Raw genomic sequence first — 21772 nt, 5'->3', positions numbered from 1 at the left:
ATCTATTTTTTATAAATTAATAAAGTAAAAAACAACCAATTGATTCTATTGTTTTTTGTATATTAAAAATATTGATCAATTAGTTTTTTTTCAATGATATTTTTTTCAATTAGAAAAATTTCATGAAAGTGATCATCGTCAAACCTCAATATTTTTTCCTTTGCTAAATTCTTAACCGAAATAAAACAACAGCAACATTCGTAAAGGAATGATGCATTAAAACGCAATACGAGGACATTGATGATGAAAACCAAAATCCAGCTCGGTGTATTACTGCTGGCCACTGTGCTGGCGGCAGGAGCCACCGCCGCCGATGGCGGCAACCCCAAAAAAGGTAAACATCTGTATAAGAAGGAATGCAAGGTCTGCCACAGTAAAAGTGATGCCGCTGGGGAATTAACCCCAATGAGCAAAACCATGGCGCAATGGGATCGTTTCTTCGATAAAGACAAGCATAAAGCCAAACCTGAAGTGTTCCAAAAGCTGAGTGAGCAGGATCTGAAAGATATTCAGCAATTCCTGTATGACCATGCTGCGGATTCAGCTCAGCCTCAGACCTGCGGCTAATCCCGGCACTTAGCCAACACAAACCCGACAAACTGACAGCAACAGTATGGAGCATGCTCCAGGGCCTGTTGCTGCCTGAAAAAGACCGGGGTTCCGGTCAGGAGATAAAATATGCGCACGTTAGTCGCAATTGTTGTCGCCCAGGCTTTAGGACTTGCCGCCATGGCCAGCCCAGCTGTTTATGCCGCAGAACAGACAGATAACGCCAAGATTACTGAGCTAAAACAGCAACTGGCAGAGATTACTCAGGAACTGGAAAGTCTCAACTCTAGGGTGAATAAAACCGAACGTCATGCCGCGCTTGACCGTATCACTTTTACAGGTGATTTTCGCGTCAGAGCCCATTCTCTGCACTATCAGGACGTCACCTGGAATCCAGCAATACTGGTAAATTTTAGTGATTTTGGTGCCCGCGCCATGGCTGGAGAATACGGTAATCCTGCCGATGCCAATTCACCGCTCGGTAAAATGATGGCCGCCAATCCAGCACTGGCAAGTGCCTTCCAGAGTGGTCAATTAAACGGGGTTATGCCTTATGTACTGGCTGCCCAGACTCGTCAGGATATCGACAATGACATTTATTACAACACCCGTCTGCGCTTAAATCTGAAAGCGCAGGTATGGGATAACGTGGACTTTGCCGGGCGCCTCAGTATGTATAAAAACTGGGGGGATTCTACCGGAGTTCAGGTGTTCGATTCCTGGCGCTCATTCACCATGGATGGCACCGATTCTGCTAACACTTCCGGTGACTGGCTGCGAGTAGAACGCGCCTATTTCGACTGGCGCAACATCGGTGGTTCCGAGTTTTACCTGTCCATTGGCCGTCGCCCCTCCACCTATGGCCCACCAAGCCATTATCGTGAAAACGAGCTGCGGGGCGGCACCCCGTCTGGCCATTTAGTTAACTTCAACTTTGATGGTATGACTATCGGTTACAAACTTGGTGAATTGACCGGGGTTGAAGGCCAAGTCGTGCGTTTCTGCTATGGTCAGGGTTTTGAGTCACAATGGGGCAATGGTGAGCTATTTGGTGACACCATCACCAAAGATACCCACTTGGGCGGCTTTAACATTGATGCCATTAACGATGGCAACCACTTCCTGCAGTTTACCCTGTTCGCGGCCAAGGACATCAATGATGGTTTCAAAGGCACAATGGCCTTCCCTAACCAGTTGGCGTCTATCTTTGCACCGACCATGTACCAAGATCTGCAGAAGTTTGACAACTTCAATTTCGTCACTCGGGTCCAACCTAGCGGAGTGATCGGTGATATGTATCTGGGTGGCGTAGGTTACTCCTACGAAACCGATGATGAGATGAAGTTCTTCGCCTCGTTCGGTTGGACGCGTACCGTTGGTAATGGCTATGCTGGCATGTTCGGCGGCTTGTTATCAGATGCGGTATTCACTGCAGAACTGAATAGTGATGGCAGCGAAATCATCATGTCGCCCTCCACCGCTGACAGTAACGAAAATCACGATGGCTACGGCGTTTATGTCGGGATGCAGATCCCCGCGCCATACGGCAAATTTGGTCTGGAATACAACTACGGCTCCAAATACTGGACACCGTTCACCCAGGCGCAGGATGACCCAATCGGCAGCAAACTGGCTACTCGCGGTCACGTCATCGAAGGCTATTACATCTTCGACGTTAACCCCCACATGTTCATCAAACTGGCGGGTCTTTACTACGACTATGAATATACCGGCAGTGGCACACCTGTAGGCGCACCGCAGAAAGTCAGTGATGTGCTCAAAGGTACCGCCTATTCGCTGTTACCTGTGATTGATACCGCCTTTGATGTTAATGCTTCACTGACCGTCAACTTCTAACCCCATACAACAGCCCCGGGCAACCGGGGCAGGAGACTCTTATGAAATCACTTGCGTTACTCCTGTTGCTGGCGGCGGGAAGTGCCAGCGCAGCAGCGCCGCACCAAGAGGTACTGAAGGGGCCCTATGCCAACGGTCCTGAAGTCACCAAGGCCTGCCTGCAATGTCATGAAAAGGAAGCGAAAGACGTCATGAAAACCTCCCACTGGACCTGGGAGCTGAAACAGCAATTACCTGACCGCACCGTGATGCGCGGCAAGAAAAATGCGATCAACAACTTCTGTGTTTCCATTGCAGGTAACCAACCACGTTGTACCGTATGCCATGCTGGCTATGGCTGGAAAGACAACAACTTTGATTTCAAAGATGAAACCAAAGTAGATTGTCTGGTTTGCCATGACACCACCGGCACCTACAGCAAAACTGTGGCTGGCGAGGCGTTTGAAAACGTCGATCTGGTCAAAGTGGCGCAAAACGTCGGTAAACCTGTACGTGATAACTGCGGCTCCTGTCACTTCTATGGCGGTGGCGGTGACGCGGTGAAACACGGCGATCTGGACTCTTCTATGGCTTACCCAGACAAGAATCTGGATGTACACATGAATGCCGATGGTAACGACTTCCAATGTCAGGATTGTCATCACACCAAGGATCATAATATCAGCGGCAATGCCATGGGCGTGTCACCTGGTGGTGAAGATCATATCGGCTGTACTAACTGCCATGATGCGGCGCCTCACGCTAACAAACGTTTGAACGCCCATACTGCAACCGTTGCTTGTCAAACCTGCCATATTCCCTACTATGCCCGCCAGGAAGCCACCAAGCTTACTTGGGACTGGTCAACTGCCGGTGAAGACCGAGAAGATGCGGTGGATGAATATGGTCGCCATACTTATCTCAAGAAAAAAGGTTCATTCACTTGGGGCAAGATGGTGAAACCTAGTTACGCCTGGTACAACGGCAAAGCGGATGCTTATATGGCTGGGGATAAGATGGATCCAACAAAAGTCACTAAACTGGCGTATCCGCTGGGCGATATCAAAGATCCAAAAGCCAAGATCTATCCGTTTAAGGTGTTTACCGGTAAGCAGATCTACGACAAGAAGAACCATATCTTCCTCAATCCGAAAACTTACGGTAAAGGCGGTTACTGGAGCGACTTCGACTGGGATAAAGCTGCTCGGCTGGGTATGGAAGCCAGCGAAGCCATGAAAGCGGTAGGTGCTACCTACAGCGGTGAATACGGCTTTGCACCAACTGAAATGTGGTGGCGTATCAACCACATGGTGTCACCAAAGGAACAAGCGCTCAAGTGTGCCGATTGCCACAGTGCGAATGGTCGATTGGACTGGAAAGCACTGGGCTATAAAGGTGACCCAATGAAAGTAAAAGGGACACTACACCGTCAATAAAACCTAACCCGCGTTCCTTGTTTGGTCGGACATAACAAGTGCTCCCGACTAGGACCAGTCCCAATCCCTGCTCAGGGACTGGTCCACCTTTCCAGACAATAAGACTAAGCCTTCAGCCAAACTGTCCCAACACCGCTAAACTCAAAGCGTAAATACCAGAAAATTTCGGAATCTACAGCGTTAACACTGCTAAAAAACTGGCACTGTTATTGCGGTTATTATGGTAACTGTTAACACGGCAACCTATATGACTCCATCCAGTCTTGTCTCTTTCAATGTCAACCGCACCTTAGGGGAATTCAGCGGCGCTTTTGCCGATCTGGGTACTTTTCTGCCGTTAGTGCTGGGGCTTATCGCCCTTAATCAGTTTTCGCCACAAGGTATCTTTTTCGGTTTCGGGATTTTTGCTCTGGCGGTAGCGCTGTTTTACCGTCGCCCCATCCCGATCCAACCGATGAAAGTGATCTCTGCACTGGTCATCGCCCAAGGCTTGACGCCCGGGATCATGCAGGCCAGTGGCATCTTGATGGGAATAATCCTGCTGTTGTTAGCCTTCAGTGGTGCCATCACCTGGCTGTCGCGGCAGATATCCCAGGCCATCAGCGTGGGTATCCAGTTGGCGATTGGCATCCAGTTGCTGATGATGGGCGGCAAAATGATGGCGGTGACCCCAACCATAGGTTTTGGTGCATTTGCGTTGATCTTCCTGTGCCGATTTTTGCCATTACGCTACGTTTCCATGCCGTTGGTGCTGGTAGCAGGAATGTTGTGGCAATATCATCACGGCGGTGATGTGGCGACTTTCAGCTTTAACCAAACGCCGTGGCAATTCCACTGGCCGTTAGCGGGTGAGTGGTCACAGGCATTGACGTTACTGGTACTGCCGCAACTGGCGATGACACTGACCAATGCGGTGATAGCAACCTCGGTGGTGGCCAAGGAAAAATTCCCTGAAGAAGCCGAGCGCTTTACGCCTAAAGCATTTGCCACCAGCTCCGGGCTGGCAAACCTGCTGTTGGCCCCGTTGGGCGCCATTGCTATGTGTCATGGTGCCGGGGGCTTAGCCGTGCAATATCATTTTGGCGCCCGTCGTATGTGGGCGCCTTTCATCTTTGGCGTCAGCTGTGTCGCGATTGCCCTGAGTTGGGGCGAGTCTGTGGCCTGGCTGCTAAGCCTGATCCCGATGGCGATCCTCGGCAGTTTACTGTCAATCGCGGGCTTACAGTTAGCCTGGTCAAAACGGTTACTTGATGGCCGACCATTCTGTATGGCGGTTATTGCTTCCACTGCGATTGTCAGTCTGGCGGTTAACCCGGCAGCCGGATTGCTGGCAGGCTTGGTAGTGGAATTTTGCCGCAGCCGCTGGGAGTTAATCCAAACTATCCGTTAACCGCTAGTTACGCTGATACGGCAACCACAGCCGCGCCCGACATCCTTGACGGTCATGACGGTTTTCCAGTTGCAATAAGCCTTGGTGTTCGGTCATTACATCGCGGCAGATGGCTAATCCCAGCCCAAGGCCATGCTCTTTGGTGGTGGCAAAAGACTCCATCAATTGGCTGACCGGCGCGGTCAAACCACTGCCAGTATCGCTCACTTCCAATAACAGCCAGGACTGCTGTAATTCTTGCTCACGCTCACTCGGAAATGCTTGATAATCAATGCGGATCTGCAGTTGCCGTTCGCGGCTATTTTCCATCGCATCCAAGGCGTTTTTCAGCAGATTCACCAGTACCTGACTGAGTCCGACACTGTCACCCAGTATGGCTTGTTCCTCGCCATTGATGTGCAATTGCAATGCGACTTGCTGCTGCTCTATCGCACGTTGGAACAACGCTAGCGCTTCCTGCAGCAATGGCAGGATCAGCAAAGGCACGCTGCCATTACGGCGGCGGCGTAACAGCCCACGAATACGATGCACTACGCCACCAGCACGCATTGACTGGTTGTAGATTTTAGTCAACACCTCATGCAGTTGCTGATGATTCGGGTCTTGCTGATCCAGTCGCTCCAACGCCATCAAGGCACCTTCACTGTACTGAGTAATCGCCGCAATTGGCTGGTTCAATTCGTGGGCCAGCCCGGCACCAATTTCCCCGACAATGGCGGCGCTCTGCATTCGCTCCAGCTGTAATTCTTTATCTTTGAGTTGCCGCTCAGTCACCAGCAAAAATTCATTCTTTTGGCGGATTTTGTATTCCAGCCACAAATGATACAAAGGTGCCAGAAAGAAAATCGCCAACAGTAGCAGTGCCAGATCTCGATGTAGACGAAACCATTTGCGGGCCGCATCGTACAAGGGCGGTGGCCCACCATGCAGTTGCAGTTCATCGTACAGTTTGATCACTGCCAACTGGCTCACCGGTGCGGTCCAGCCCATCAAGTCGGCACGGATAGCGGCCTCAGAATCGGCTGGCAGCTCAAACAACGCTTGAGTAATTGCCTGGGTGATAGGACTTGGAACCTGATCAGACGCAGCAAAAGACCAGTTAGGGTACAGCGGCGTACTGGTATCACAGTCATAACCCTCTGGGCGTTGGCGATTGATCACCCGAAAGTCCTCGCGCTTGACCAGCCCGCCCTCCACCATCTCTTCCAAAGTACAGTAAGGTGTAATGGCAGCATCCACCGTGCCATCACGCACCTGATATACCAAAGGCTCTAATGGAAACCCTAGAAAATGAATATCACCAAAAAATGAGCTGGCTTCTATACCGTGTCGGTTCAATAATCCCACGGCGGCCTGATATCCCCCTAGGGCCTGTGGATCACTGGCCACTACTGAAGCACCGCGCATATCCTCTAACGTCTTAATCGGGCTGCTTGCCTTCACGATAATGGTGGACCCAATGGCATAGGTTGCACCATTATGTTTTCGACTGCGCATGGTAGCTAACCACGATAAAGGTAACTGGCTGCTGAGGCTCAGGTATTGGCCGGGATTGGTGACAATAAATTGAATTCGATGATCCAGCAGTTGCTGATCCATCTGGGTAAAGTTCAGCGGCACCACTTCGAAACGATTGCCCGGCAGCCGGTCACTCAGATAATCCATCATCGGCTGCCAACGCTGTTTCGCTTGCGCTTCGCCATGATTGGCCAGCACGGCGACACGAAACACCGCTTCAATGGGGTCATCGCCCATCTCACCATCGGCAATGGAATGCATCGCCTGACTCTGGCCGCAGCAGAACCACAACAGCAGCATCCACCAGTACCGCTTCATAATCACCCCACCGGATTTAATTGCGTTCAGCCTAATACAGCCATTAAGGCAAATCCTTGAATCACCGCAAACGCTCAGCAAAAAGCGGGTGATCTGGCTCCAAAAGCCAACGTTGCTGATTTGTCGCTGTTGCAGCGGCGCATTACTCTTGAGGCAAGGGTCATATTGAGAGCACCAATGCAACAAACTATCTATCTGGTGGATGATGATGCCGCCATCCGCGATTCGCTCAGTTTTATGCTGGGCCAGTTTGGTTATCAGGTACAAGTATTTGCCGACGGCATGAGTTTTCTAGCGCACTGCCCACTGCAACAACCCGGCTGCGTTATTCTCGATGCGCGGATGCCAGAGCTGACCGGTCAGGCATTGCAGCAACAACTGCTGCAATGTGACAGCCCGTTAGGCATCATTTTTCTCACCGGTCATGGCGATCTGCCGATGGCAGTTGAGGCATTCCGCCGTGGTGCCTGTGACTTTTTCCAAAAACCTGTCAATGGTAAAGCCTTAGCAGCCGCCATTGATAAAGCGTTGGAAAGTAGTCGAAAGGTGTGGGAAGAACAGCAGTTACAAGCGCGCTTTAACACCCTCAGCCCCAGAGAACGTCAGGTATTGCAGTTGCTGATCCAGGGGCAGACCAACAAACAGATGTCGGAAGCGCTGTACTTATCACTGCGTACGGTGGAAGTTCACCGCGCCAACACCATGAAAAAACTTGGGGTACACGCCTTAGGGGAACTGATGAAATACACCCCACTGTTTTAATTCATCCGTTTACTGGCGTTGCAGTTGCCACGTTACTAAACGCGCCAGCAGCGGTCCCAGCACCATCACCAGTATCAGTCGCCCGGTTTGCATGGTCATCACCAATGCCATATCCACTTGGCTGGAAGCGCCGATAATGGCGACAGAATCCGCACCACCGGGACTCATCGCCAGATAAGCCGTAAGCGGATCCATCCCCGTGAATAACACCAACAATGTTGCCAGTGCAGCGCATAACACTATCAGCACTGTGGTAGATATTAACAGTCTTGGCAGCGCTTTCGCCGCATAGCGCAATATCGGTAAATCAAAGCGCGCGCCAATACTCCAGCCAACGACAGCATAAGCCAGCAATAGCAGCGGTTGCGGTAATACAATAGAGAACCAGTCTGTTTCACGTATGATTATTGCCAGTAACAATGGCATCAACATTGCCCCAGCAGGGATACGGCTGAGCAGGCCGATAACCACGCCCAGGGCCACCAGTAGCAAGGTCGCCGTGAGTGACCAAGCTCCCCAGACAGGTAAATGACTGTCCGTTGGCACAGGCATATGCAACGACTCCGCCGGCAACCACCAGCGTGTCACCCCAATGGCTACCACGGCTACCAACACCACTCGTATATATTGCATCAAGGCGACCAGCCGCACATCAGCGCCAAACTGTTCCGACATCACCGTCATCACGGACGCCGCGCCAGGTGAGGTTCCCCAAACCGCCGTGGCTCCCGGTAAAACATGCCAACGCGCCAACAACCACCCCAGCACACTGCTGAGTAACAACACGCCGACCACGCACCCGACATAGGCCGGCCAATGTTGCTGCATCCTGTTATCGATTGCCGTGGGCAGGCTTGCGGCAATCATGCACCCCACCAGCCCCTGGGCGGCGTTAAACAACCACGGGGTAACGATGGTCGGTTGCTGCAGCACCGCCATCAACACTGCCGCTATCATAGGGCCCAAAAGATAAGCCGCCGGCACATTGACCACATCAAGCCCCAGGGCCAATAACCAGGATAATCCGGCCAGTAACAACCAGCGCCGATACTTATATAACGACGCTGATACAGACCTCAAATGCATGAATTACCCCGCCAATAGTGCCAGCAATTCCGCCGCCGTGCCGGTTTCCCCAAGTCGTGGGAACACGCGCTGAATACTATTGTTATGAGTCTCTTGATTCAGATCTGTCATTGCATCCGTTACCAAAGCGACGTTGTAGCCCAGTTCAAAAGCCTGCCGCGCAGTGGATTCAACCCCCATGCTGGTAGCAATACCGATAACCACTACCTGGGTTATCCCAAGCGCTTGCAGTTGCTGGTGCAAATCGGTGTTAATGAAAGCCCCCCAATTATGTTTGGTAATCAGCATGTCCGTTGGCGCCGGTTGCAATTCAGGCACCAGCGTCGCCCAGTTGTCAGGCTGCTGACCTGCGCGAGCTGGCAGTTCGGTGCGTCCTGGGGCTCTCCCAGCGACATTGACTAACACTACCGGGCGCTGCTGTTGTCTGAACGCCTGAACAATCTGCGCCGATACCGTCACCACGGCACTGGCATCACCGCAGGTAGGCAAGGCCACAATGCCATATTGCAAATCGATAACGATTAATGCGGTGTTGGGATCAAGTTTGGAAAACGCCATCTGCAACTCCTTAAGCGCAAAAGCCAATAGCAGAAAATGTGTAGACAACCGCTGACGTACTAGCAGCCAGACTCCAATTCTGCCGCAAAACCATCACAGCTGATATATCGCGGCTCCCCCGAAATAGGGTCATGGTAGCGCAACTCACAAGCCACCAGTTTTAATGGTCTGGAAAAATCATCCGCCTGCAGTGGTTGCAACGCTGGATAATAACGATCGTTGAGCAATGGCATTCCCAGCGACTGCATATGCAGCCGCAACTGATGCGTTTTACCGGTTATCGGTTGTAGCTCAAATAGCCCGATGTCATCTTTCACCGCCAGCAGGCGGATCTCAGAGTGACTGTTAGGCACACCACTCACTACGCGCATGGTAAACCCAGGCTCCCCCCGCTCAATGCGATTTTTCACGGTCCAGCCAATCGGTGCCGACAGCCAGCCTTGTGGCACTTGGCGTTGCAGCGCCGGGGTTAATGGCGCTAACGCCTGATAACATTTATGGATCTTTCTGTCACGAAACAGTCCGTGGTAAGCATCGCGGCTGGCAGCACAGACCGACATCAACATCACGCCAGCGGTGTCCCGATCCAACCTGTGGACGGGGACAATACTGTCAATGCCGGTACGGGCACGCAGTCTGGCAACAAGACATTCATTAACGAAGCTACCGCCTGGGGTCACTGGTAAGAAATGGGGTTTGAACACCAGCAGTGAATGCGCATCTTGATGCAGGATCCGCTCCTGCAACGGTATATGTGGTTCGCTGACGACTTCACGATAGTAGTACACCCGCTGCGCAGGGCGATACGGTGTCAATTCGGTTATCAGCTCACCGTCCTGCCAGTGAACCTTGCCCTGTTGTATCCGCTGCCGCCAAATGCTTTCGCTGATAGCCGGGAAACGCGCCAGCAGAAAAGCCAGCACAGTTGGCTTATCGGTTTGCTGGTGCGGTAATACTACCCAGGACGGATGCACCGCTCGGACACTCTGATTCATGAAATTCCTGCTTATCTGCGTCGCTGTGATTGTAACGCAAAGGGCGATGGAGGCCTACAGACACGGCTTCAAGTACGGGCATATTACACATCCCGCTCCATCCAAAACCGTCAACGCCATATGATGCTCCAAGATGAAAATTTACATTTAAAAAAAGCGGAGGGAGTTTACACAAAATTCAATGTAACAAGGATTAAAACAAAGCGATTAGAATATATTCCAGATAATCAATTAAAATTATAAACAAAACTTATTTTTTTAACATTTAATTTATTGTAACACCAAAATTAAAACACTTTTCCTCTTGATTTTTCATTAAGTAGTTTGTTATTAAGTGTTGTTAATAAGTAACAAAAATAACATAACAAATGTAAACTGACTCAATGGAATAAGGGGTTGTATGCGTCTCTCTGTCATCTCGCTGGCGGTTGCCAGCCAACTCGTTCTGCCGGCAGTCTACGCGGCAGACAGCAGTAATATCGAAAAAATCTCTGTGGTGGGTTCTCGACTAGCAGTCCGCAGTGCAACGGATACAGCGGTACCGGTAGATATCATTTCAGCGGAACAGTTGGAAGCGACCGGGATGACGGAAACGGCCAAAGCTTTACAGTTTGCCGCGCCGAGTTATAGTTTCCCGTCATCCTCGGTGACCGATGGTACCGATGCGGTGCGCCCTGCCAGCCTACGGGGACTATCACCCGATCACACGCTAGTGCTGGTCAATGGTAAACGTTATCACGGTTCAGCGCTGGTGCATCTGAACGGTACGGCGGGTCGAGGCTCTTCGAGTGTCGATTTGAACACCATCCCCATGTCAGCCATTAAACGCATAGAGATCCTGCGGGATGGAGCGTCCGCCCAGTACGGCTCCGATGCTATCGCCGGGGTGATCAACATTGTGCTGAAAGACGCCAGCGAAGGTGCCGAAATTGCCTTACAAGGTGGGCAGACCTATGCGGGGGACGGCGAGCAATGGCGCGCGGGCCTTAACAAGGGCATAAAATTCAGCGAAAACGGCCATGTGGATATTTCCCTGGAAGCTCACCACAAGAATCCAACCAATCGTGCCGGATTAGATCAACGCCAGCAATATCCAACGCTGGAAGACGGTAGCGCAGATCCGCGCGAAGCCACCTTTGATCGTAAAAACCATCAGATTGGTGACGGCAAGTATGAGAACTTGGCATTGTTTTTTAACGGTGCGCAATATTTCGGCGATGACAAACTGTATTTCTTCGGTGGTATCAGCCACCGGGAGAACGAATCTGGCGCATTTTATCGTCGGGCACTGGACTCGCGTAATATTCTGGAAATCTATCCCGACGGATTCCTGCCCCAATTGGCTCCCAAGATTAAGGACTATTCCGCAACTGTCGGTTACGCCTTTAGTCTGGGTGAATGGAAACTGGATGCCGCAGCTGGTTTTGGCCGGAATGACTTTGAATACTATGTTAAAAACAGTCTGAATGCGTCTTATGGTCCAGACAGCCAGACCAGTTTTTACGATGGCACGCTGACCACCGAAGAAACCAATCTGACGCTTGATGCTTCCCGTTACCTGCCATTTTATAATGATTCGGAACTGCTGCTGGCGCTGGGGGTGGCTTATCGTAATAACACCTATCAGATCAAGGCCGGTGAAGAAGCCTCTTATGCCAACGGTGGTTATGATAACCGTGCGGCGGGTAGCCAAGGCTTTACCGGATTCACTCCGGCGTCAGAAGTGGATGAAAGTCGTCACAATACCGGACTCTATGCCGAAGTAGAAAACCAGCTGACACGGGATTTTTACTGGGCCGCAGCTGTGCGTTATGAAGACTATTCTGACTTTGGCGGCAATACCACCTGGAAGTTGGCAGGACGCTATGACTTAACCGACAAGTTAGCATTCCGCGCCACCGCGAATACCGGTTTCCGCGCACCCAGTGTGCAGCAACTGTACTTCACTAACATCTCGACACTGTTCGTATCAGATCCCGATACTGGAGAACTAGTCCCAACGGAATCCGGTACGTTTAACAGCCTGTCGCCGGTGGCGCAAGCGCTGGGAATAAGCGAACTGAAACCGGAGAAATCGACCTCGTTCAGTGGTGGTCTGGTTTATACCGGGGATAACGGCATGACTATCACGCTGGATGCTTACCAGATTGATATTGATGACCGCATCATTCTGTCCAGCTCACTGACACCAAGCGACTCTGCCGCCGTTGCGGAAGCACTTTCGGGGACTAATGCCGAATCGGCCCGCTTCTTTATCAACGGCGTAGACACCCGTACTAAAGGGGTAGATCTGGTGGTTAGCCAGAACTTTGAACTTGGCAGTTACGGTGACCTGGTAGCCAGCATGGTATACGCCTACAACAAGAATGAAATCCGCGATATTCACCTGCCATCACTATTGGGCGGGTTGGAAGATCAACTGTTTGACCATGTCGAACAGGTGCGGATGACAGACTCTTCTCCACAAAATAAAGGCAGTCTCAACCTGACCCATAGTTATGGCGACTTTAAGACCAATCTGCGTTTTAACTTCTTTGGTGACTACAAAGTGGGTTTGTCTACGGGTGAGAACTTAGATTACGGTGCCAAAACCACCACGGACCTTTCTGTGGCTTATACCGCAACTGATCACCTGACACTGACGCTGGGGGCGCAAAACCTGTTTGATGTCTACCCAGATAAAGCCAAAACCGAACCAACCGATCAGAGCTTTGGTGGCATCTTCAAGTATCCCGTCGGCAACACGCCATTCGGCATGAATGGTGGTTATTACTATCTGCAGGCGCGTTACACCTTCTAAAGTAAAGCCATCGCGAGCAAAAAACACCAGAGAAACAGGTCGGCAGTTGCTGACCTGTTTTTTTATGCGTCACCATGCACTTTATACTGCGGCAAGGATATACTGAGCGCGCTTTCGCTCAGGAGATCATGATGATTATCGACACCCTTACCAACCGCGCGCTATATAGCGCACTACATCCACGAATTGCCGCCGCGCTGGAATATCTGGCATCAACGGACTTCAGTCAGCTTGAAAAGGGGGTGTACGAGCTTGAAGGCAAGGCGCTGTTTGCCATTATTAGTGACTACACCACAGTCGAGCGAGGTACTGAACCTTTTGAAGTACATCGTAAATATATTGATGTGCAATATATTGTCAGTGGTGAAGAGGAGTTTGGTTATCTGCCGCGACCAAAGCAGCAGATCCCGTGCACCAACTATGACAACAACCGCGATTTTGAAGAATTCAGTTATCCGCTAAACCAAGCCAGTGCCAGCTATGTGGGTTTACGCAGTGGCATGTTTGCACTGTTCTTCCCCGATGATGCCCATATGCCCTGCTGCCACCTCGATGGTGAGTCCAGCGTCCGCAAAGTGGTTATTAAAGTAAGAATCGAAGATTAACTTAAAAAAAACAGCGTGTTATACGCTGTTTTTAATTTAAGCTGCAATGGTTATCAATTTATGCCATCCGCTTTTTGGTGACAACGGGTTTCTGCTGCCTGTTTACCCCAACGTAACGTCAGCTCACCGGCATGTTCCCATAACAGATGCTCTGCATCCTGGTATTTAGCACCGCTCGCGCTGGGCACTTGATACATGAGTACCTCATCATTGCCAACTTTGGCGCGAACCACATTAGGTTCAGTATCGAAGAACTGTGCTACCAACCACGTGGACGGGACATTATCACAGACATAAGTAAACGGCCCTTGTGACGGCACTAATTGATAGCGTGCTTGTAATGTAGCGATCCGCTGTTGATACCGCGTTTGGCCACACGTTTCGGCCTGAGATTGTGTCATGCAGGCATCCCGCTCGCGAGCCCATTGCTGTTGGTTACTGTCAAGTAATGGCAAGTCTTGCAATGCTGTCTTGGCCTGCACTTGCTGGTAAATGTAGGCGAGTTTACGATCCAACTGAGCTAACTCAGCATGACCGCATACCCATTTTTTAACATCGGAACTTTTCGCCGACACCAAATTGCAGTCAAAGGATGTTTGTTCAAGGGTTGCTGCCATCGCTGATGGCACATACAGTCCTAGAGCACCTGCAACCAGTATCATTGCCACTATAACTTTCATCATATGTACTCCTGCAAACCATTCGTTAAGAATGGCCGATAAGCCGCTAGTCATAAATCCTGCAAGCTATGCATCTCAGTCAGTTATCTTTAAGGATAATCACTATTATTTAGAAACGATTATTTATTAAAGATAATTCATGTATACCCACACAATTCATATATCTTTTTAGAATTTAATTTCCCTGTTTTTATAATCATATGCTCTGATTTATCACCATTCTGTATACCGCCCCATATTGGTGCAGTGGTAAGCTTGCGCACAAAATATGGGGAGTATTAAGAAGTTACATAATATGAAAGGTTATAACTTAGTCGCATTGGCCATTGCCGGCCAACTAGTAGTGCCTGCGGTAAGCGCCGCAGGTGACACTAACAACAACAGTATCGAAAAAATCTCAGTGGTAGGTTCCCGTATCGCGTTGCGCTCAGCTACCGACAGTGTCGCACCAGTAGATATTATCACCGCCGATCAACTACAAGCCACAGGGCTTACCGAAACCGCTAGAGCACTACAATTTGCAGCGCCTAGTTATAGTTTCCCATTTTCTGCCGTCACCGATGGTTCTGATGCAGTGAGACCTGCGAATCTGCGCGGTCTATCGCCAGATCACACGCTAGTATTGGTCAATGGCAAGCGTTACCACAGTTCAGCACTAGTGCATCTTTCTGGCACCGTAGGCAAAGGCGCTTCTAACGTGGATCTCAATACCATTCCCATGTCCGCTATTAAGCGGATTGAGATTTTACGCGATGGTGCCTCCGCGCAATATGGCTCTGATGCCATCGCCGGTGTGATCAACGTGGTGCTGAAAGACGCCCGTGAAGGTGGCACGCTCACCACCCAGTTAGGCCAGACTTATCAGGGCGATGGTGAACAATGGCGTGTTGGGGCCAATAAGGGGATCAGTTTCAGTCGGGATGGTTTTGTGAATGTATCGCTAGAAGCCCAGCACAAAAACAGTACCAACCGTGCGGGCTTAGACCCTCGCCAGCAATATCCGTTACTGCCAGATGGTAGTGAAGATCCACGGGAAGCCACCTTCAACCGTAAAAATCATCAGGTTGGCGATGCCGAATACGACAACGTTTCACTGTTCGCCAATGCCGCCCAGTATTTCGGGGACAGTGGCAAGCTATATGGATATGCCGGTTACAGTCAGCGTGAAACCAAATCTGGGGCTTTCTATCGCAGAGCCTTGGATAGTCGCAATGTGCTGGAAGTCTATCCAGACGGCTTTTTACCGCAGCTTGCTCCTAAAATCAAAGATTACTCGGCGCTTCTGGGTTATGAGTTTGATTGGGGCAAGTGGCATCTGGATAGCTCTGCGGGCTATGGCAAGAACAGCTTTAATTACCGTGTGGAAAACTCCATTAATGCCTCGCTTGGCACAACCAGTCCAACCACCTTTGATGCCGGCACTTTAGCGACTGACGAGTATGATCTGACGCTGGACGGTTCGCGGTATTTTGACTTCTTCAATGATTCAGAAATTATGCTGGCACTTGGTGCCGCCTGGCGACAAAACGGTTACCAGATCCAGGCCGGTGAGGAAGCTTCATATGCTACCGGCGACTACCAAGGTAAACCCGGTGGCAGTCAGGGATTCAGCGGTTTTACCCCGGAGTCAGCGGTCGATGAACAACGCCACAACACCGCTATCTATGCGGAATTAGAAAACCAACTGACTGAAGATTTTTACTGGTCTGCCGCTGCACGGTATGAAGATTATTCTGATTTTGGCGATAAAATCAGCTGGAAACTGGCAACGCGTTATGATTTGACGGAGCACTTTGCCGTGCGCGCCACCGCTAACACCGGTTTTCGCGCTCCCAGTGTGCAACAGCTGTATTTCACCAACATCTCTACATTGTTCAACCCTGATCCAGTAACAGGAGATCTGGTGCCCACCGAATCAGGCACCTTCAACAATCTGTCTTCTGTCACTCAGGCGTTACAGGTAGGGAAACTGCGACCTGAAGAGTCTACTTCATATAGTCTTGGGCTGGTTTACACCGGGGATAATGGCCTGACAGTCACACTGGATAGTTATCAGATTAATATTGATGATCGTATCGTGCTTTCCAGTTCACTAACCCCTGCCGATTCCGATGTAGTGGCACAGGCACTGGCTGGCACAAACGCTGAATCTGCGCGCTTTTTCATCAACGCCGTAGATACTCGTACCCGCGGTGTTGACCTAGTTATCAGCCAACGTTTCGATCTGGGCAGCATGGGGGATTTACAGACTAACCTAGCGTATGCCTACAACAATACTGAAATTCAGGATATCCATCTGCCGACAATTCTCAATGGTTTGCAGGAGCAACTGTTTGATCATATTGAACAAGTACGTATGACAGACTCAACATCGCACCATACCGGCAGCTTGGGGTTCACGCATCATCTGGGAGATTTCACTACCAACCTGCGCTTGAGTTATTTCGGCCCTTATACCATTGCCTACAGTACTGAAGATGTAGAGTACCAAGGAAAAACGACTGTCGATCTGTCTGTTGCATACCAAGCCACTGACAACTTTACCGTCACGGTGGGCGCACAGAACCTGTTTGATACATATCCGCAGAAGCGCCCAGCCGACAACAATTTTAACGGTATCTTTGTCTATCCGTTGACCAATACACCTTTTGGCTTCAACGGTGGCTATTACTTTGTTGAAGGCCGCTATACTTTTTGATTTGCCATTGTGTTGCAGTTCACAAGACCGGCCGATGCCGGTCTTTTGTGCTTTTAATGTTCGTCTATAATTATTGATAGTGCAGCAATGTAGCTAAAAGCGCTTACACTCATGATGAAAGGAATCATGCCCACGGATATGTCATCAAAACTGAGGGGATTTACCCATGTATTCCTTGCGAGTCTGTGTAGTAACGATATTGATGTCGTTGGCGCTATTGCCATCGATATCATCAGCGTTGGCGCTATTGCCATCGATATCATCAGCGTTGCCGCTGCCACCACTGCGTTTTGCCACCCTTAACTACCCACCGTTTATCTATGAAGAGGATCATCAGGCTAAAGGCGTGATAGCAGACATAGTGCGCGAGGCGTTCAAACGCTTACAACAACCCATTGTGATAGCCTTCTATCCAGTTCCTCGCGGCATGTTATTGGTAAATAACGGTAATGTAGATGGCTATTTTTCTCTGAAAAAAACACCAGCCCGAGAAGAGAAACTGTTGTACACCCGGCAACCGCTGATCCGTCAGACTTTTGTGCTGTTTGTGCGTCACGAATCAACGCTGCAATACAGTGGCATTGTCGAAGACCTAGCCCCCTATCGCATAGGTGTTGTCAGCCAGACTTCTTACGGTCCACTATTTGATAATGCTGTGCGTGAAAAAAAACTGCTCAAATTGGATGAGGCTAGGGACTTCATCAGCAATTTTAAGAAATTACTGGCAGGCCGGGTTGATATGGTGATCAACAGTTATGATGTTGGAATGGCATTAGTGAGTCAGCTACAAAAACAGGACAACGTTAAAGTGCTAGACCCTCCCGTGGAAACCGTTGAGAGTTATTTGGCCTTCACCCGGCAACGGAATTTTCAGCAGTTGGCGGATGATTTTGATAACGTACTACAGCAAATGATTGCCGATGGCACAGTCGAAAATATTAAACGCCGCTATCCGGCAGCGGTATCCATCGGCTATTGAGATAACCTTTCCCTAGCGTAATAAAGTGTCGGACAGTTTCGCTCATCATAACACTGTTTCACTGCTGCGAATTAGCCACTATAAATTGATAAACATTGCCATCAGCCAGCTAGTTCCACGGCGTCACGGCTCACCTGAAAATCCCGGCCGCAGTGCCTCGACAGCGTTCAGCACTGACCACCGAGGAGCGATATCCGGTATGGTCCCAACCCCAATTGTTGATTGCGCGACTCGAAAAACAGCGTTTGTTGCGATAAACGTAATGTGCCATCAGCTTTGGCAGTATAGAAAATAACAGGGAGAAATGCGGTTCTCCCTGTTATACGAGTAGTGGATTACATTTCACCGATCATAACAATGGGTTTCAGAGTGATGCCTTTTTCACTATCGGCAGCCGCTTGGTTAATCTGCTCGAAGGGATAGAATTTCACCAACTTGTCAAATGGGAAACGCCCCTGCTGATAAAGCTTCACCAGTTGTGGAATAAACTGTTTTGGGGTTGAATCACCCTCCACTATGCCACGGATAGTCTTTCCGCCCAGCAAAAGTTCATTCACATCAAACTTAGCTTCTGTTCCAAGAGCTGGAGCGCCAACGACACCAATAGCCCCTAACGGCCCTAGGCTGTCGATACCCTGACGTAACACCGCCGGAATACCGGTAGATTCCAGTGCATAATTAGCGCCACCAGCGGTGATTTCTCGGATCACTGCAACCGGATCCTGCTCTTTGCTATTAATAACGTGTGTCGCACCTAACTCTTTGGCAAGTGCTAGACGGGATGGCACCACATCTACCGCAATGATTGTAGTTGCACCGGCAACTCTAGCGGCTAACACCGCTGACAGGCCTACGGCACCTGCACCAAAAGAAGCAAAACTGCTGCCGGGAATTACCTGCAATGAATTAATCACCGCGCCAGCACCCGTTTGGATACCACACCCCAATGGGCCGAGTAACTCAAGCGGGGCATCGACTGGGACTTTCACTGCATTAGATTCCAGTGATAAGGCATAGGTAGCAAATGATGACTGGGCAAAGAAGTGATCATGCAGTGCTTGTCCATCGGCGTCTGTAATCGCGGTATCACCATGCTGGTCAGCACCACTGAAATTACGTGGATAAAACTCATCACAATAGGCAGCATGACCAGTACCGCAATGTCCACAATGGCTGCAATAGCCATAGGTTAGCACTACATGATCGCCGACTTGCAGCTCTTTAACCAAGGGACCAATCGCGGTGACAACGCCAGCGCCTTCATGACCAAGCACCGCGGGTAATGGTACGGGGTAATACTGATCACGCACTATCATGTCGGTATGACACATCCCAGTGGCCACTATCTTCACGAGGACTTCATCCTCTTGGGGCGCACGAATACGAGCATTCTCAAGCGCAAAAGGCTTGCCTTTGCCCCGGACAACAGCCGCTTTAATATCATAAAAGCTTTGTGTACTCATAGCCTAGACTCCTTCCATTACGTCAGTGGCCGGTCCCCAAGATGGCTAAGGTTCCGGCTTGCACGGTAGCAAGATAACATCATGTCGGCGGAACATTTTTCGGTGAGCAAGCATCACGTCCCCACCAACAATCCGCACAAATATCACACTTTCAAATATTTTGTGATTTATGCCAAACATTACTACAGCAAAGACCGCCTTAACATGGCGTTTTTTGACTCAAAAACCTCGAATAAAAAGAAAGGTATATCCGCCCAGTTGCGGTGAACAACGGAACCACAAGTATCTTGTTTTAGGACAAAGCGTTAGGCAGCTAGCGGCGTTCCCATCAAGCACATAGGTAGAACGATTTGAACACATCTTATTGATAATAAAGGCTAAAAATGAGGTGTTATTGCAAACGCCATTATTGGCTCCCAACGCCACTGGGTGTTACCAAGCATCCACCAGCCCATGGAATATCTGTTAGCGCCTATATAGAAAGATCAGCCCGCACCGCTGACACTTATATCTGCAGCTAATGGCCGCATTGAGCAGCCTAGAGCAGACAAGATACGGGCCCGAATATGCGTTACACCGGTGAGCTACACAAGGCTGCCAGCGCCGCTCTCGCGGCCAACATCTCGCCATGCATTAATAGCGGTTCCGCTGCTGCGTATTGATTTACCCCGTCTGCCGTCGCGTCACCATAAAGCACCACATTGTTGAGTACCGCAGCGACAGCAACGCCGCGTATGCGACCAACCGTCAGCAAGGCGGCAGTTTCCATATCGGCACCCAACACCCCTAGTTGGTGCCAACGGCGACAGATGTCCAGCTCTTGATCGGTATAAAAACTGTCATGGGAGCGCTCAATTCTCAGGTGATGAAGGTGCTGATGTTGCCTGAGATAATCACTCAAGCCATTAACCAGTACTCGATTTGCCAAGGCGGGATAGGCAATAGGAGCATAGCTGGCCGAACCACCGTCATCACGCACGGCGGCTTCGACCACAATCAATTCACCTAGTGCGATATGAGATTGCAGCGCACCAGCAGAGCCCACGCGGATAAAACGTTTGCCACCACACTTGATCAATTCCTCTAACGCAATAATGGCGGAAGGGGCCCCAATACCCGTGCTGCAAATGGTCAACTGATACCCCTGAAATTCACCACTGACACTGGTGAACTCCCGGTTGCTAGCCAGCGGTTTAACATCGGTTAGCAAACCGGCAATTCTTGCTACCCGAGCTGGATCACCACAGAGAATAACCCGTTCACTCCCCTGCGCAGCAGTCAATTGAATATGCGGTTGTATGCTCATATTGTTGTTCCTCTGGCAAAGCCATGTACGCTGCCATTGCTGCGCGCTGTCGCCATCCATTCACGGGTGCCGTTGGCGGCGATAAACAGCAAAATGGTGTATTCGATTGCCATGGCATAAACACCCTGTGCCGCATAGATACCGATACTGATGATGTTGATCAGCACCCATAAAATCCAGTTTTCCACATATTTACGGGTCATCAGCACTTGTGCTACCACAGATAACACGGTCACCATCGCATCCCACACTGGGAACGGATCTGGTTGCAATTCAGGTAATGGCACGGTGATGCCCAACAGATTAAGTCCGGCAACGCTCCAGCGGGCCAAGCTGAAAAACACCGGATCAATAAAGACGGCCAATGCAGCCACCGCCATGCTCACAGCAACTACCGTCAATATCAGCTTTTGGCGTGCCAGCCAGCGAACCTGTAAAGGCCGCCCCTGTTGCCCGGTCGGATGTGTCCAAGCATACCAGCCATAAACATTGGCACAGAAAAAAAACAGTTGCAGCAGCAACAGGCCGTAAAGTTGGATCTGGAAAAAAATCACCGCGAACAAACTGACATTAATTAACCCGAACAGGTAATTGATGGTTTTTTCCTGGCTGGCCAGCCAGATACACAGCAGTCCAAAGATGGTCCCGACCGCTTCAATCCAAGACATGGCATATCCGGCACCGATGGGGATATTAACCAAGGTATTATTGATGTCGAACCAGCTCGCTATATCCATTTGTTTTCCTTGCCTATCCACATAAATGCCGCCCTGTAGCTAAGCTACCTATTTGA

At 50.1% G+C, this 21772-nt stretch carries 17 protein-coding genes; 9 read left to right on the top strand and 8 right to left on the bottom strand.

Features of this window, described 5'->3' with window-relative positions; genetic code table 11:
• The first annotated feature begins 240 nt into the window (after positions 1 to 240).
• The 4 genes from J3L11_RS03375 to J3L11_RS03360 all read left to right on the top strand — a co-directional run bounded on the left by J3L11_RS03375 (position 241) and on the right by J3L11_RS03360 (position 5211).
• Complete coding sequence (locus J3L11_RS03375) at positions 241 to 567, top strand: cytochrome c (RefSeq protein WP_189616747.1); 327 nt, start codon at positions 241 to 243, stop codon at positions 565 to 567.
• Between the two features lie 111 nt (positions 568 to 678).
• Positions 679 to 2406, top strand: coding sequence for a DUF3373 domain-containing protein (locus tag J3L11_RS03370; protein WP_189616749.1), 1728 nt, complete (start codon positions 679 to 681; stop codon positions 2404 to 2406).
• A gap of 41 nt (positions 2407 to 2447) precedes the next feature.
• The gene (locus tag J3L11_RS03365) at positions 2448 to 3821 is read left to right on the top strand and encodes a tetrathionate reductase family octaheme c-type cytochrome (RefSeq protein WP_207570024.1); all 1374 of its coding nucleotides are present in this window, start codon (positions 2448 to 2450) and stop codon (positions 3819 to 3821) included.
• A gap of 247 nt (positions 3822 to 4068) precedes the next feature.
• The gene (locus tag J3L11_RS03360) at positions 4069 to 5211 is read left to right on the top strand and encodes a putative sulfate/molybdate transporter (protein WP_242695066.1); all 1143 of its coding nucleotides are present in this window, start codon (positions 4069 to 4071) and stop codon (positions 5209 to 5211) included.
• Between the two features lie 3 nt (positions 5212 to 5214).
• Here the strand turns inward: J3L11_RS03360 and J3L11_RS03355 are convergent, their stop codons facing one another.
• On the bottom strand, positions 5215 to 6990 hold the full coding sequence (locus J3L11_RS03355; protein ID WP_242695073.1) for a PhnD/SsuA/transferrin family substrate-binding protein: 1776 nt from the start codon (positions 6988 to 6990) through the stop codon (positions 5215 to 5217).
• Positions 6991 to 7224: 234 nt separating this feature from the next.
• Here J3L11_RS03355 and J3L11_RS03350 point away from each other — a divergent pair, with 234 nt between their 5' ends.
• Positions 7225 to 7809: a response regulator gene (locus J3L11_RS03350; protein ID WP_207570020.1), complete on the top strand. Its 585-nt coding sequence runs from the start codon at positions 7225 to 7227 to the stop codon at positions 7807 to 7809.
• A 9-nt stretch (positions 7810 to 7818) separates the two neighbouring features.
• Here the strand turns inward: J3L11_RS03350 and J3L11_RS03345 are convergent, their stop codons facing one another.
• The 3 genes from J3L11_RS03345 to J3L11_RS03335 are packed head-to-tail and all read right to left on the bottom strand — an operon-like array spanning position 7819 to position 10448.
• Entirely contained in the window at positions 7819 to 8895 is a 1077-nt protein-coding gene (locus J3L11_RS03345) for an AbrB family transcriptional regulator (RefSeq protein WP_207570018.1), read from the bottom strand.
• A 3-nt stretch (positions 8896 to 8898) separates the two neighbouring features.
• Complete coding sequence (locus J3L11_RS03340; RefSeq protein WP_207570016.1) at positions 8899 to 9453, bottom strand: isochorismatase family protein; 555 nt, start codon at positions 9451 to 9453, stop codon at positions 8899 to 8901.
• A gap of 59 nt (positions 9454 to 9512) precedes the next feature.
• A complete protein-coding gene (locus tag J3L11_RS03335) occupies positions 9513 to 10448 on the bottom strand; it encodes a pseudouridine synthase (protein ID WP_207570008.1) in 936 nt (311 codons plus the stop codon).
• A 400-nt stretch (positions 10449 to 10848) separates the two neighbouring features.
• On the opposite strand from J3L11_RS03335, the gene J3L11_RS03330 reads away from it, so the two are divergent.
• A complete protein-coding gene (locus tag J3L11_RS03330) occupies positions 10849 to 13248 on the top strand; it encodes a TonB-dependent receptor (RefSeq protein WP_207570007.1) in 2400 nt (799 codons plus the stop codon).
• A gap of 131 nt (positions 13249 to 13379) precedes the next feature.
• Positions 13380 to 13853, top strand: coding sequence for a YhcH/YjgK/YiaL family protein (locus J3L11_RS03325; protein ID WP_207570035.1), 474 nt, complete (start codon positions 13380 to 13382; stop codon positions 13851 to 13853).
• A 53-nt stretch (positions 13854 to 13906) separates the two neighbouring features.
• Here J3L11_RS03325 and J3L11_RS03320 read toward each other — a convergent pair whose 3' ends face one another.
• A complete protein-coding gene (locus tag J3L11_RS03320) occupies positions 13907 to 14536 on the bottom strand; it encodes an MliC family protein (RefSeq protein WP_207570005.1) in 630 nt (209 codons plus the stop codon).
• Positions 14537 to 14828: 292 nt separating this feature from the next.
• On the opposite strand from J3L11_RS03320, the gene J3L11_RS03315 reads away from it, so the two are divergent.
• Positions 14829 to 17231: a TonB-dependent receptor gene (locus J3L11_RS03315; protein ID WP_207570003.1), complete on the top strand. Its 2403-nt coding sequence runs from the start codon at positions 14829 to 14831 to the stop codon at positions 17229 to 17231.
• 166 nt (positions 17232 to 17397) lie between these two features.
• Positions 17398 to 18210, top strand: coding sequence for a transporter substrate-binding domain-containing protein (locus J3L11_RS03310; RefSeq protein ID WP_207570002.1), 813 nt, complete (start codon positions 17398 to 17400; stop codon positions 18208 to 18210).
• Between the two features lie 335 nt (positions 18211 to 18545).
• Here J3L11_RS03310 and J3L11_RS03305 read toward each other — a convergent pair whose 3' ends face one another.
• The 3 genes from J3L11_RS03305 to pnuC all read right to left on the bottom strand — a co-directional run bounded on the left by J3L11_RS03305 (position 18546) and on the right by pnuC (position 21716).
• Positions 18546 to 19673 carry an NAD(P)-dependent alcohol dehydrogenase gene (locus J3L11_RS03305; RefSeq protein WP_207570001.1) on the bottom strand — a complete coding sequence of 376 codons (1128 nt, stop codon included), beginning with the start codon at positions 19671 to 19673 and terminating at the stop codon, positions 18546 to 18548.
• 571 nt (positions 19674 to 20244) lie between these two features.
• A complete protein-coding gene (locus tag J3L11_RS03300) occupies positions 20245 to 20979 on the bottom strand; it encodes a nucleoside phosphorylase (protein WP_207570000.1) in 735 nt (244 codons plus the stop codon).
• Positions 20976 to 21716 carry a nicotinamide riboside transporter PnuC gene (gene pnuC / locus J3L11_RS03295; RefSeq protein WP_207569999.1) on the bottom strand — a complete coding sequence of 247 codons (741 nt, stop codon included), beginning with the start codon at positions 21714 to 21716 and terminating at the stop codon, positions 20976 to 20978. Before pnuC ends, J3L11_RS03300 begins: the two co-directional genes overlap by 4 nt.
• Between the last annotated feature and the right edge of the window lie 56 nt (positions 21717 to 21772).

This window comes from Shewanella sp. 4t3-1-2LB, assembly GCF_017368415.1.
Lineage (GTDB): Bacteria > Pseudomonadota > Gammaproteobacteria > Enterobacterales > Shewanellaceae > Shewanella > Shewanella fodinae.
The sequence above is the reverse complement of the archived record's forward strand: the minus strand, read 5'-3'. Positions and strand labels throughout refer to the sequence as shown.